Raw genomic sequence first — 12,846 nt, 5'->3', positions numbered from 1 at the left:
CCGACGATGGCCGCGCCCATGAGCTTCGCGCTTGTGACCGGTTCTGGAGTCCCTGGACCCGTCAACCGCGCACAGGCGCTAGCCTTTTCACATGACCGCGTTCTCCGGGTTCCCCGTCGCCGCCCTGGACTTCTACGAGGACCTCGAGGCGGACAACAGCAAGAGTTGGTGGACGGCGCACAAGGCCGTCTACGACGAGACCGTGCACGCGCCGATGGCCGCGTTGCTCGCCGAACTGGAGCCCGATTTCGGGCAGGCCAAGCTCTTCCGCCCGTACCGCGATGTCCGGTTCGCCAAGGACAAGTCGCCGTACAAGACGCATCAGGGCGGCTTCTGCGCGGTGGGACCCGCCCTTGGCTACTACGTGCAACTCGACGCCCGCGGGCTCTTCGTGGCGGGCGGCTTCTATCAGGCCGACCCGGATCGGGTCGCACGCTTCCGTGCCGCGGTCGACAGCGACCTCCGCGGCGGACAGCTCGAGACGATCACCCGGGACCTCGAGGCCGCGAAGTTCGAGATCGGCGGCGACCGGCTCAAGACGACGCCACGCGGCTTCACCGTCGAGCATCCGCGGATCGAGCTGCTCCGTCACAAGTCGCTGACGGCCAGTCGCCTGTACGCCTCACCGAAGTGGCTCGACACCAAGCGCACCGCGACCGAGGTCCGCAAGGCGTGGGAATCGTTGCGGCCCCTGGTCGAATGGGCCACCGATGTGGTCGGGGCCCCGGCCTAGAAACCACCAGGCCGGCCCGCCCGATCTGCGATGATCAGCTATGGCGATGATTCGGCGCGTTCTCGTGCTCGTGAGCCTCGTCGGCCTCGTGGCCGCGTGCACCTCGACGGACACCTCCTCGCCACCCCCGTCACCCGCCGATCCGGCGCAGACCGAGGCCGTCAAGACGATCGTCCGCGAGGCCATGGCCGAGAGCCACCTGAAGTCGGTGATCGTGCGCGCCACCGTCGACGGCAGGGAGATCCTCACCGAGGCCGTCGGGGAGTCGATGACGGGCGTGCCCGCCACCACCGACATGCACTTCCGCAACGGCGCGGTGGCCATCTCCTACGTCTCCACCCTGCTGCTCCAGCTCGTCGACGAAGGGAAGGTGAGCCTCGACGACAAGGTGTCGACCTGGCTGCCCTACATCCCCCACAGCGACCTCGTGACGCTCGGCCAGCTGGCCCAGATGACCTCGGGCTACCCCGACTATGTCCTGGGCGCCACCGAGTTCGACGCGGCCATCTACGCCGACCCCTTCCGCAGGTGGACGCCCGAGGAACTCATCGCCCCCGCGACCGCCAAGCCGCTGCTCTACGAGCCGGGGACGAACTGGAACTACGCGCACACCAACTACGTCATCCTCGGGCTGGCGCTGGAGAAGATCACCGGCAAGCGGATGACGGACCTGATGCAGGAGAGGGTGCTCGGCCCGCTCGGGCTGACCAACACCACCGATCCCGGCACCGCCGCCATCGCCGAACCCGCCCTGCACGCCTTCAGCTCCGAGCGTCGCGAGGCCCTCAAGATCCCGGCGGGCGCCCCGTTCTACGAGGAATCCACCTACTGGAACCCGTCCTGGACCATCACCCGCGGGGCCGTCCAGACCACCGACATCTCCGACATGCACGACACCGCGGTCGCGATCGGCACCGGCAAGCTCCTGTCCGAGGAGTCGTACCAGAAGATGGTGTCGACGGACCTGCGCGGCAAGACGACGACCCTGCCCGGGTGCCCGACCTGCACCACGATGTCGGAGGGCTACACCTACGGGCTCGGGATCATCATCACCGGCGACTGGCTGATGCAGAACCCGTTGTTCTCCGGGTACGCGGCCGCGGAGGCCTACCTGCCCTCGAAGAAGGTCGCGATCGCCGTCGCCGTCACCTACGACCAGGAGGCCTTCGACGAGGCCGGCCTGTACAAGAACGCGGCCGAATCGATCTTCCGGAAGATCGGCGCCCAGCTCGCCCCAGGCGACGCTCCTCCGCCCCCGCCGCAGCGGTGACCCGCGGCCCGTCGACCGGCTCCGCTCGACGGCCCGACGGGTGCCGGAACCTCTTGCGCGGCAAGCGTTTGACCACGTCACGGCGCGCCGCGCCGGGACATGAACATGAGATTGATCACGCCGGAATGCAGAACCGCAGGTTGGTTGCCAGCCGGTGTCGAGGGCCACTTCGCTCTGCCCTATTGTCATGCGTCGTGATTGACGCGCAGACACTCGATGGCCAGTCCGGAACCACGACGATGCGGACGGCCAGGCGATGGGTCCCCGGAGCCTGCGTCTGGTGCGGAGACGCGGAGTCGGTTGACATGTACCGCAACGAGCCGCGCTGCGGAACCTGCCGCGAAAACGAAGAGATCATCGAGGGCGCCCGGCGCTTCCTCGGGATGTACGGACTGCGCCCGCTCGGCGGCACGCTGCAGTCCGACGACGAGGAAGAGCGGGAGTGGCGCGTCACCGCCCGCGACGCCCGCGCCGTGCTGAACCAGATCAAGCTCGAGACCCCGCCGGACCCGGCGCTGGTCCGCAAGGCCCTGCGGCCGCGCGCCGCCGCGGTCGTCGCGGAGACCGCGCCCGCACCCCGCCGCACGGCCGCCCCGAAGGCCGCCTCCTCGGCCTCGACCCCTGCCGCGTCGGCGCCGACCACCACGGTCGACATGGCTACCCTCGAGGCCCGCGTCACCGGCCTGCTCGACCAGCTCGCGTCGGTCGACGAGCAGATCACCGTCGCGGAGGCCGGCCAGGGCCTGGCCGCCCGCGCGCGGCTCACGGACCTCGGCAACCAGAAGGCCTCGATCCTGCGCATGCTGGCCGCGCTGGAGAAGACCCGCCGCGGCATCGACGGCTGACCCGCCGGTCCCGATGCGGCGGGTCTGCCCGGTGCGGCACGATGAGGCGGTGAGCCTGTTGATCCGCGACGCCGACCACCACGACCTGCCCGGCATTCTCGAGATCCACAACGAGGCGGTGCTCAACACCACCGCCATCTGGGACGAGGAGACGGTCGACGTCGAGGACCGCCGCGAGTGGCTCGAGGCCCGCCGCCGGGCCGGGTATCCGGTGCTCGTCGCGGAATCCGACGGCCGGGTGGCGGGTTACGCGTCCTATGGCGTGTGGCGAGCCAAGAGCGGGTACCGGTACACGGTGGAGAACTCGGTGTACGTGCACGTCGACCACCACCGCAAGGGCATCGCGTCCCAGCTGATGGCGGCGCTGATCGAGCGGGCCAAGGCGGGCAGTGTGCACGTGATGGTGGCGAGCATCGAGTCCGGCAACACCACCTCGATCGCGCTGCACGAGCGGTTCGGGTTCCGGACGGTCGCCGTGATGCCCGAGGTCGGGATGAAGTTCGGGCGCTGGCTGGACATGACCTTCATGCAGTTGACGCTGTAGCAGAATCAATCGGCCCGACCCGGGTGTAGCACTTCCGTCTCGTGTCACGATGTATCTGGTGATGTGAGCACCGCTCGGGGGGTAGTACCGACGCGTGCATCGTTGGTCGGAATGGGGAGACGACATGACAGTTCGCGGATTCATCGCACGACATCGGATAGCCTCGGCGGCCATCGTGCCTGCCGCCGTGGGGGTGACGGCGATACTCGGGCTGACGTGGGCCCTGTCCCCTGCGCCCCGCACCGCGGACACCGAACTCACGTCGTCGGTGACCGAATGCCACGACATGGTGACCGTCTCGATCGCGGGCCGCAATGACACCCCGCTGGCGGGCACCACGAAGATGCTGGTCGGGCCCAACGGCGAGGCCCTGCCTGCCGCGTTGTCGAGTGACTACAGCAGCCACTGGGTCGATCCGGTGATCAACGCACCGAACGGTGTCGTCGATCCGAAGGCGTACGCCGCCGTCTACATTGCCTACCCCGCGAACATGAGCAGCTACGAAGAGGCCGTCGCCAAGGGCGTGGCCAACACCGAATCGGTGATGCGCGAGATCCGGGTGGCGTGCCCCGACACGAAGTTCGCCGTCGTCGGCTACAGCGAGGGCGCGGACGTCGCACGGCGGGTCGCAATGGACGTCGGCCATCAGGACGCGGACACCAAAGGCGAATACGGGATCGTGAATCCGGGCAACGTCGTCGGCGTGGTCATCCTGGCCGATGCCGGCCGGGCGAACGGCCAGGGACCGTTCCCCGGGGCCAAGAACCCGTTCGCCAATCCGGACGGATTCGACCGGCAGTTCCAGAACGGCACCAACCCGACCACGGGGCAGGGCGCGCTCCCGGACACCGGCGGCGACGATTTCGGAGCGCTGGGCGGCAAGGTCGCCTCGTTCTGCTCCGAGAAGGACTTCACCTGCGCGGTGCCGGAGAACATCTCGCTGTTGCAGCTCGCGATCAACGTGGGCAGACAGCTGAACGTCGACACCCTCGAGCGTGAGGGCCTCACACCTGCGACGGGACAGGATGTCGCGGTCGCGCTCAGCCAGATCGCGTTCAATGCATTCGCGGAGGTACGGTCCCAGCCGGACTGGATGAAGGGCGACCAGACCTTCCTCGACGTGCTGCTGACGGTGTCCTCCCCGTCGTACAAGCCCGGTGAGGCCGCGAAGGCCCCGGCGAAGGCCCAGTCGATCTCCGCCGACGAGATGTCCCCGCTGGCATACCTCCCGCAGAAGGTGTTCAAGGAGATCATCGGACTCATCACGACGAACCAGAACACCATCCCGGTCGTCCTGAGCGATCCCTACCAGCTGACGCTCGCCAAGGACGTCGGCCACCACTTCGACTACTGGCGCGACAACGATGCCGCCAACGGCAAGCCGCTGACCTCCGCCGAGTACGCGGCGGCGTGGCTGACGCATCTCGCACAGCAGGCGCAGAACGGTCAACCCGTCGATCCGTCGGCGAAGCCGGACGCCGGAAGCCTGGCCGCCGCGCTCTCGTCGGCCACCGCCACGGCCACGTCCGCGCCGACGGCACCGAGCACCGCGCCCGTGGCAGGGACCGTCACGGCGACGGAGTCCGCCGCGCCGACCACAACCGGCACGGCACCCACCGAATCACCGGCGGCGACGACAACCGGATCGGCAACGACACCCACTGCGACGCCGAGCGCGGTCCCCACCGTGGAGGCCGCCGCCCCGGTGGACTCGCAGGACGCGGCGACGGACACCGTCACGCCCCCCACCACGGCGGCGGCAACCACCACGGTCCCGACCACCACCACACCGCCTCCGAGCCCGGCCGCCGGATAGCCGCATCACGACGGTGGTCGTCGCCTTCGGAGGCGAATCCCACTGGGCGACGTCCACTTCGGACTCTCATTCACCGAGACAGGTGGCCGGGCCGACCGAATTCTCTGTCAACAATGGCGGCGCACTGAGACGTGCATCACTCACAACCGCCATAAGGAGAACACCATGGGATCTTCCGACGCCGACCTCGCCATGCTCGGCACCGTTGCCAAGGTCGCCGGGCTCGGAGCCGGACTGCTCACCGGCGCCGGCGCCGTCATCGGACTGGGACTGTTCCTCAACTCTCAGTCCTAGGCCGTGGCGGGCCGGGCCCACACGAACACCGTGTGGGCCCGGCGCTGGTTCTACTTCTTGTCCGCCAGGATCAGCGCGAAACGCTCGTCCGGATCGGTCCACACCCGATCGCTGCCGAATCCAGCGGCGTCGAGCTCCTTGCCGATGCCCTCGACCCGGAACTTCGCCGAGATCTCGGTGCGCATCTGCTCCCCCGCGTCGAACTGCACGTCCAGGCCGATGCCCGGTACGCACACGCTCATCGCCTCGGCGGCCTCCAGCCGCATCTCGATCCACTCGTTCGTCTCGTCCCAGAGCGCCACGTGCCGGAACCGATCCACATCGAAGTCGGCGCCGAGTTGCTCGTTGAGCACGGACAGCACGTTCCGGTTGAACTGTGCGGTCACCCCCGCCGCATCGTCGTAGGCAGGAACCAGCACCGCCGGGTCGGTGATCAGTCCGACGCCCAGCAGGAGCTGCTCACCCTCGTCGAGCACCTCGGCGATCGACGCCAGGAACTCGGCCCTCTCGTCGGGCACCAGATTGCCGAGGGTGCCGCCGAGAAACGCGATCATCCTCGTGCCGCCCCGCGGCAGGTTGTGCAGGGTGTCGGTGAAGTCGCTGACGATTCCGTGCACGGCCAGCGACGGGAACTCTCCTGCGAGCTGCCCGACGGCGGACTCCAACGCTGCCTCCGACACATCCTGCGGCACATAGCGCTCCAGCGTTCCGTGCTCGGTCAGCGCACCGAGGAGCAACCGGGTCTTCTCCGAGGAACCGGAGCCGAGCTCGACGAGGATCTGCGCGGAGGTGGCCTCCGCGATGTCCACGGCACTCGCGCGAAGCAGCTCCCTCTCGGTTCGGGTCGGGAAGTACTCGGGCAGCCTGGTGATCTCCTCGAACAGCTCGCTACCCCTGGCGTCATAGAACCACTTGGGTGGCAGCCACTTCGGTGTCGACTTGAGCCCGATCAGGGCGTCCTCGCGCAGGTTGCCGAGCAACTGCTCCGGCGCCAAATGGATCTCCAGGGTCGGTTCGCTCATAGGTGATCTCCCAACTCGGTGATGTTCAGGTGTCCCGGTCGCGCCTCGACGAGGTGCCCATCCGGTACGGGCTGCCAGCCCGGGTCGTCGTCGATCGGCTCGGACGAGATCATCGCGCTGAGCTCGTCCACCTTCACGGACAGCGAGTGGTAGACGGTCGTCGCCCACAACGTCGTCCCGTTGCCCAACAACAGGTTCAGTCGCGATTCCGGCGCGGCCTCGAGGACGTCGGCGATGACCGACGCCAGAGCGGCGGCCGGTGTGCCCGCATCCAGTCGGCGCCGCACCAGGGTCCACAGCAGGGCCGAGTCCGTCAACGCAGGCATCCGCAGCAGCTCAAGGGCAGGCAACCACTCGGCGAGCCCTGCCATCGAATCCGGCCAGCCAACGATCCGGCCGTTGTGGCTCAGTGCCCACCCGTCGCCGGTGAACGGGGCGCACGCGGCGCGCTCGAGCGGCATGCCGACGGTCGCCGAGCGGACAGCCGCGAGCACGGCACCCGACCGGACCTGACCGAGCACCCCGTCGACCGCGGGGTCCGCCCACATCGGCACCGGATTCCGGTACGCCTGCACCCCGTCCGGCGATCCCGGTTCACCCTGCCACCACGCCGCGCCGAATCCGTCCGCGTTGATCGTGCCGCCCCGGCGCATGTCCCGCGGCGCCCAGGACTGGTCACGCAGGCTGTGCGATCCGGCGGTGATCAGTTCGCCCACCCCCCGTGGTGGGCCCAGATAGCCCAGATGCCTGCACATCTAGGCGCTCTCCTGCACGTCGCGCGCGCAGCGGAACCCGGCGAAGATCTGCCGTCGCACGGGATGGTCCCAGTTGCGGAACGTGCCGCGGCAGGCCACCGGGTCGGTGCCGAACGAGCCGCCGCGCAACACCTTGTAGTCGCCGCCGTGGAAGACCTCCGAGTACTCCCGGTAGGGGAACGCCGCGAAACCCGGATAGGGCAGGAAGTCCGAAGAGGTCCATTCCCAGACGTCGCCGATCAACTGATCCACGCCGTGCGGGGACCGGCCGCGCGGGTATGCCCCGACACCGGCGGGTTCGAGGTGCCGTTGCCCGAGGTTCGCGTGGCTGGAGCCGGGTTCCTCTTCGCCCCAGGGGTATCGGCGAGATCGGCGGGTCGCGGGGTCCCACCGGGCGGCCTTCTCCCACTCGCTCTCGGTGGGTAGCCGTTTGCCCGCCCACCGGGCGTACGCCTGCGCCTCGAAGTAGCAGACGTGCACCACCGGCTGGTTCGGGTTCAGCGGCGCGAGCGTCCCGAACGACCTCCGCCACCATTCCCCCGCACCGTCGCGCTCCCAGAACTGCGGCGCGGTCAGGCCGGCCGACCGCCGGTGCGCCCAGCCGCGTTCGCTCCACAACTCGGCGCGCTCGTACCCGCCGTCCGCGATGAACTCCCGGTACTGCCCGTTGGTGACCGGGGCGACGTCGAGCGCGAACGTCGCGACGTTCACCGTGTGCGCGGGCCGCTCGTTGTCCAGCGCCCAGGGGTCCGTCGAGGTGCCCATGGTGAACTCACCGCCGGGGATCACCACCTCGGCCGGTGTCACCGCACGCACTGGGTCCGGCGCCGGGACGGCGCGCAAGACCGCTGGGCCGCTGCGCAACTGGTGGGTGGCGAGCATCGTCTCGTCGTGCTGCTGCTCGTGCTGGGCGATCATGGCGAACGCGAAACCGTCCCGCTCGACCGGTCTGCCCGCCAGCGGCGAACGGTCGAGGATGTCCCACACCTTGTCCCGGACCTCGGCGACGTAACCGCGCGCCTCCTCCGGGTTCAGCAACGGCAAGGCGGGCCGGTCCGCGCGCGCATGCTTGAAGGCGTCGTAGATCTCGTCGATGTCGCGGCGCACCGGTTCGCGGCCGCCCACGTCGCGAACCAGCCACAGCTCCTCCTGATTGCCGATGTGCGCGAGGTCCCACACCAGCGGGCTCATCAGCGGCGAGTGCTGCGCGATCAGTTCCGACTCGTCGACGCAGTCGGTGAGGGCCGCGCTGCGGGCGCGGGCGCGGGCCAGCACCGTCGCGAGTTGGGCGCGCAGGGCCTCGGGCGTCGGGGTCTCGGGTGCCGTTGCGCGGGTCGAGGGGCCTGCGGTCATCGGTGGTACTCCTCTGCTGGGGTCACTCCACGGCAACATCGCTCGGCCGCGGACGCGAGCTCCTCCTCGAACCGGGACGACTGCGCTGCGGCCAGGAACAGCAGTTCGCTTGCGGCGCGGCGCAGTTCGCCGTCACGAAGCCCGAACTCGGCGCCGTCGCGCCACCGCCCAGCTGTCGACGCCGCGATGGCGGTGGCCTCCGTGACGGTGCCCCGGTCGCCGAGCAGCGCGGCCAGCGCCGCGATGGGCACGCGCCACAGATCGCCGGGCTGTGCGTCCAGGTACCGCACCTCCAGATGGCCCGCGGCCCGGACCGGTGGAAACAGCGTGGTCAGGTGGTAGTCGAGGTCGGCAAGGTCCGGGCGCCTGTCGATCTCGGTGTCCAGTGCCCCGGCGATCCAGTCCGCGAAGGTGGCTCCCGGCGGCGCCGACCAGTCGCCGTCGGAATCCGCGCCTCGCCCACCGGTCACGCAGAGCAGCGGCACATCGAGCGCCCAGCTGCCGTAGTCGGCGATCGGATCGGCGGTGTACAGCGGCTGCGTCCGCTCCGGGTCGAGCTCCAGCCAGGTCCGCATCCGCTGCGAGGCCCACCCGCCGTCCGGTGTCCCGCGCAGCCGAGGCGAACAGGCGAAGGCCGCGAGCAACGCGGGCCCGGCGTCGTGCAGCAACCGCCAGCGGGCGGCCACCTCGGCCGGGTCCGCCCCCGCGTCGACGCTCACCTGGGTGGCCGCGGTGTTGCACATCATCAGCCTGCCGAAGGGACCGATCCCGTCGAACCGTTCCTCCATGGCCCGGTACCGGGGCAGTCGCAGCAGCCGCTCGGCCTGGCGGGACCGGTCGGCGGCACGGGAATGGACGGTGATGCCCGCCGCCCTCAGCAGGCGACGAAGGACCGCCTCGTCTGCGGCGAGCGCGGCACACAGGTCCTCGGCCGAGGACAGGGGCGCGCTGGAGAGTTCTATCTGGCCGCCGGGTTCGATGGTGACGGCGCTTCCGCTCGGCAGACTCAGAGCGGGTGAAGAAGGGGCAATCGATGTCGGTGCGTGCGGCCCCAGCGCAGCGGCGACGTCGCCGAGGTCCGGCCTGCTCCGCGCGGGGTCGTCACGAGCGGTCAGCCATTCCAGTTCGGCACCGATGAGCCGGGGTGGGCCGAGTTTGAAACAGACACCACCGACGTACGCCTCCGCGGCGGCTCGGGTGGTGAGCCGGCGCGAATCCACTGCCATCGCCATCAGCTTCTCCGATCGTCGGCGGCGCGTGTTCGGCAAGTACGAATTCGACAATAGAGACCGTCACCGACACTAAACCGCGATCGCCGATCGCGCACCCGTCGCGCCGACCGCGGCGACGGTACTGTCCGACAGACAACGCCAGCTCAGTCAGCCGGGAGGTCTGAAGATGCTCGATCAGCAACGCCTGCGCCGCGATACGCCCGGTTGCCTCGACAAGGTCTTCCTCGACAGTGCCGGGTCGTCGCTGTCCCCCGAGCCGGTGCTCGAGGCGGTCACCGCCCACCTGCGGCGGGAGGCCGAGATCGGCGGTTACCTCGCCGCCGGGGAGCGCGCCGCCGACCTGGCCGACGTGAAGACCGCGCTCGGCGAGCTGCTCGGCGCCCAGGCAGGCGACTTCGCGCTGGTGGAGAGCGCGACCAGGGCCTGGACGGACTTCTTCTACGCGGTGCCACTCGCCGCCGGTGATCGAGTCCTGATCACCGAGGTCGAGTACGCCAGCAACGCCATCGCGGCCCTGCAGCGCGCCCGTGCGACCGGCGCGGTCGTCGAGGTCGTCCCGTCCACGCCGACCGGGGAGATCGACCTCGACGCCCTCTCCCGGATGCTCGACGAGCGGGTGCGGCTGGTGTCGCTGGTGCACGCACCGACCAACGGCGGGCTGATCAATCCCGTCCGCGAGGTGGCTGACCTGGCACACGGCGTCGGCGCGCTGGTGCTGCTCGACGCCTGTCAGTCGGTCGGCCAGATCCCGGTGGACGTCGCCACGCTCGGCGTCGATGCGCTCTCTGCGACGGGTCGCAAGTGGCTGCGGGCCCCGCGGGGCACCGGATTCCTCTACGTGCGCCCCGAGCTGGCCCGCACCCTGGAACCCGCCGCGCTGGACCTGCACGGCGCGCAGTGGACGGCGACCGACGGCTACCGGATGGCCGAGGACGCGTCGCGGTTCGAGTTCTGGGAGTGCAGCGTCGCGGGCAGGCTTGGCCTCGGCGCGGCGGTCCGCTACCTGCTCGACCTGGGGATCGACGAGGTGAGCGCCGCGGTGTCCGAGCGTGCCGAGGCCGCGCGCGCAGGGCTGGCCACGGTCCCCGGTGCGACGGTGCGCGATCTCGGCCGCACCCGCAGCGGCATCGTCTCCTTCACCGTCGACGGGGTCGCCCCGGCGGCCGTGCGGGAAGCGTTGGCCGCCAAGGACATCACGGTGACCGTCAGCGGCCGCGGCTCGACGCTGGTGGACATGAGCAACCGGGACCTGGAGGCGGTGGTGCGGGCGTCGCCGCACTGCTTCAACTCGTTCGAGGACCTCGAGCGGCTCGTCGAGGCGGTCGCGGCGCTGTAGCCGGGCTAGGGCGCGTCTCTCAAATCCTTCCGGATGCGCCTGGTGAAACGATCGTTGTCCGGCAAGGCGGAGGAGGAGCCGATACCGGGTTTGTATCGGCGACGACGACAACACAGCAGGGCGGCGATCGGGCGCCAGGGGCGCCGAATGGGGATTTGGGAGACGCGCCCTAGTCCTGCCTGCGCAGCTCGGCGTGCAGATGGTGGGTGAGCGGCGTCGTGTCGTGCGCCATCCACATGTCGTAGGTGAGCAGATCGCCCGCGACCACCCAGCGCCTGCGGATCTCGTGCACGGGCTTGGCGTTCGGGGACCGGCTGAGCGTCAGCGCCGTCATCTCGAGCACCCCGTCGCGGACGTCCCCCTGATGGATCTCGACGAATCCCGTTGGCTGGCTGACCAGCAGCTCGACGCTGTCCCCTCCGGTGAGCCGCAGGTAACCGTTCTCGGTGTGCATCGGCGGGCCGCCGCCCGGCTTGCGGGTCCGGGACAGGTAGGTCAGGAACGGCTTCCCGATCGGCGTCAGGTTCACCTGCTCGTCGTACGCGAAATCCTCGATCGTCGGGTAGTGCCCCTCGCCGGAGCCCGCCCAGTGGCCGGCGAACGGGGCGAGCACGCCCAGTGGCGCCAGCGCGGCGGTTACGTCAGTCATCGGTGCTCCCGGGAGTTGTCGTGTTCTTCGATCTCGTCCAAACCTATCGGCAGGCCCCGACCCCCGCTCGATTGCGCACAGCACGCGTGTCGAGGCCGATTGGCGGGGGGTCACGCAACTCCGGTATGCTGGCCTGCGTTGTCTCGGCGAGGGTGAACCACTTCGTTGGCTCACCGTGATCGACGCGGCTACGGCTACCTTTCGAGCAGTTTGCGCTCCGGGCCGTGCGCGTTCGTCCGCCCCCGTCGAGATCACCGCAATGCCACCGAATCAAATCTGATGTGAGCCGTAGGAGCTGTTTCCCCATGTCGACCGATGCCAATCGCCTCGAAGCCGCCGTCCGCACCGAGTTCGGCAAGGGTGCCGCACGCCGCGCCCGCCGCGACGGCCAGGTCCCCGCGGTCCTCTACGGCCACCAGGAAGAGCCGCGCCACCTCGCGCTGAACGCCCGTGAGTTCGCCAAGGTCCTGCGCGCCCACGGCACCAACGCCGTCCTCACCCTCGACATCGAGGGCAAGGAGCAGATCGCGCTCACCAAGTCGGTCGTCGTGCACCCGATCCGCAACTACATCGAGCACGCGGACCTGCTGGTCATCAAGAAGGGCGAGAAGGTCACCGTCGAGGTGCCCGTCATCGTCACCGGCGAGGCCGAGGCCGGCAGCCTGATCGCCCAGGACGCCTCCACCGTCTCCGTCGAGGCCGACGCCATGAACCTGCCCGAGCAGATCGAGGTCTCCGTCGAGGGCCTCGCCGTCGGCAGCCAGATCCACGCCAGCGGCCTGACCCTGCCCGCGGGCGCCACCCTGCAGGGTGACCCGGAGCTGCTGATCGTCAACATCGTTGCCGCCCCGACCGCCGAGGCCATGGAGGCCGAGGGCGCGGGCGTCGAGGGCGCCGAGGCCCCCGCCGAGGAGACCGCCGCCGAGGCCGAGTCCGCCGAGGCCTGAGTCGCTCCACCGCACACATCAGTGCAGCGCTAACGTCAACGGCGCGCCAT

13 protein-coding genes are annotated in these 12,846 nt (G+C 69.7%); 8 read left to right on the top strand and 5 right to left on the bottom strand.

Annotated features, from left to right (window positions below; all coding sequences use genetic code 11):
- Window positions 1–91 precede the first annotated feature (91 nt).
- The 6 genes from ACWFRB_RS25520 to ACWFRB_RS25495 all read left to right on the top strand — a co-directional run bounded on the left by ACWFRB_RS25520 (window position 92) and on the right by ACWFRB_RS25495 (window position 5,502).
- Window positions 92–733 (top strand): DUF2461 domain-containing protein, encoded by a 642-nt coding sequence (locus tag ACWFRB_RS25520; RefSeq protein ID WP_452644010.1) that lies wholly within the window; start codon window positions 92–94, stop codon window positions 731–733.
- A 40-nt stretch (window positions 734–773) separates the two neighbouring features.
- Entirely contained in the window at window positions 774–2,003 is a 1,230-nt protein-coding gene (locus tag ACWFRB_RS25515) for a serine hydrolase domain-containing protein (RefSeq protein WP_452644009.1), read from the top strand.
- Between the two features lie 194 nt (window positions 2,004–2,197).
- Window positions 2,198–2,848, top strand: a complete 651-nt coding sequence (locus tag ACWFRB_RS25510; protein ID WP_077042586.1) for a hypothetical protein — start codon at window positions 2,198–2,200, stop codon at window positions 2,846–2,848.
- Between the two features lie 55 nt (window positions 2,849–2,903).
- Entirely contained in the window at window positions 2,904–3,392 is a 489-nt protein-coding gene (locus ACWFRB_RS25505; RefSeq protein ID WP_452644011.1) for an N-acetyltransferase family protein, read from the top strand.
- A gap of 124 nt (window positions 3,393–3,516) precedes the next feature.
- Window positions 3,517–5,208 (top strand): cutinase family protein, encoded by a 1,692-nt coding sequence (locus ACWFRB_RS25500; RefSeq protein WP_452644008.1) that lies wholly within the window; start codon window positions 3,517–3,519, stop codon window positions 5,206–5,208.
- 165 nt (window positions 5,209–5,373) lie between these two features.
- The gene (locus tag ACWFRB_RS25495; RefSeq protein ID WP_452644007.1) at window positions 5,374–5,502 is read left to right on the top strand and encodes a hypothetical protein; all 129 of its coding nucleotides are present in this window, start codon (window positions 5,374–5,376) and stop codon (window positions 5,500–5,502) included.
- A gap of 50 nt (window positions 5,503–5,552) precedes the next feature.
- Here ACWFRB_RS25495 and egtD read toward each other — a convergent pair whose 3' ends face one another.
- Genes egtD through egtA form a run of 4 tightly spaced genes read right to left on the bottom strand, consistent with a single transcriptional unit; the run spans window position 5,553 to window position 9,864 of the window.
- The gene (gene egtD / locus ACWFRB_RS25490) at window positions 5,553–6,524 is read right to left on the bottom strand and encodes an L-histidine N(alpha)-methyltransferase (RefSeq protein ID WP_452644006.1); all 972 of its coding nucleotides are present in this window, start codon (window positions 6,522–6,524) and stop codon (window positions 5,553–5,555) included.
- Window positions 6,521–7,279 carry an ergothioneine biosynthesis protein EgtC gene (egtC, locus tag ACWFRB_RS25485; protein ID WP_452644005.1) on the bottom strand — a complete coding sequence of 253 codons (759 nt, stop codon included), beginning with the start codon at window positions 7,277–7,279 and terminating at the stop codon, window positions 6,521–6,523. The genes egtD and egtC overlap by 4 nt, the downstream gene beginning before the upstream one ends.
- Complete coding sequence (gene egtB, locus ACWFRB_RS25480; protein WP_452644004.1) at window positions 7,280–8,632, bottom strand: ergothioneine biosynthesis protein EgtB; 1,353 nt, start codon at window positions 8,630–8,632, stop codon at window positions 7,280–7,282.
- Window positions 8,629–9,864 (bottom strand): ergothioneine biosynthesis glutamate--cysteine ligase EgtA, encoded by a 1,236-nt coding sequence (gene egtA, locus ACWFRB_RS25475; RefSeq protein ID WP_452644003.1) that lies wholly within the window; start codon window positions 9,862–9,864, stop codon window positions 8,629–8,631. The genes egtB and egtA overlap by 4 nt, the downstream gene beginning before the upstream one ends.
- Window positions 9,865–10,030: 166 nt before the next feature.
- Between egtA and ACWFRB_RS25470 the strand changes: the two genes are divergently transcribed.
- Window positions 10,031–11,200, top strand: coding sequence for an aminotransferase class V-fold PLP-dependent enzyme (locus ACWFRB_RS25470; protein WP_452644002.1), 1,170 nt, complete (start codon window positions 10,031–10,033; stop codon window positions 11,198–11,200).
- Window positions 11,201–11,369: 169 nt separating this feature from the next.
- Here ACWFRB_RS25470 and ACWFRB_RS25465 read toward each other — a convergent pair whose 3' ends face one another.
- A complete protein-coding gene (locus ACWFRB_RS25465) occupies window positions 11,370–11,849 on the bottom strand; it encodes an FABP family protein (protein ID WP_452644001.1) in 480 nt (159 codons plus the stop codon).
- A gap of 305 nt (window positions 11,850–12,154) precedes the next feature.
- Here ACWFRB_RS25465 and ACWFRB_RS25460 point away from each other — a divergent pair, with 305 nt between their 5' ends.
- Window positions 12,155–12,796, top strand: a complete 642-nt coding sequence (locus ACWFRB_RS25460) for a 50S ribosomal protein L25/general stress protein Ctc (protein WP_452644000.1) — start codon at window positions 12,155–12,157, stop codon at window positions 12,794–12,796.
- The last annotated feature ends 50 nt before the right edge of the window (window positions 12,797–12,846 follow it).

Source organism: Rhodococcus sp. NPDC055112 (assembly GCF_053607505.1).
Note: the sequence above shows the minus strand (reverse complement) of the source record. Positions and strands in the feature narration are given on the sequence as shown.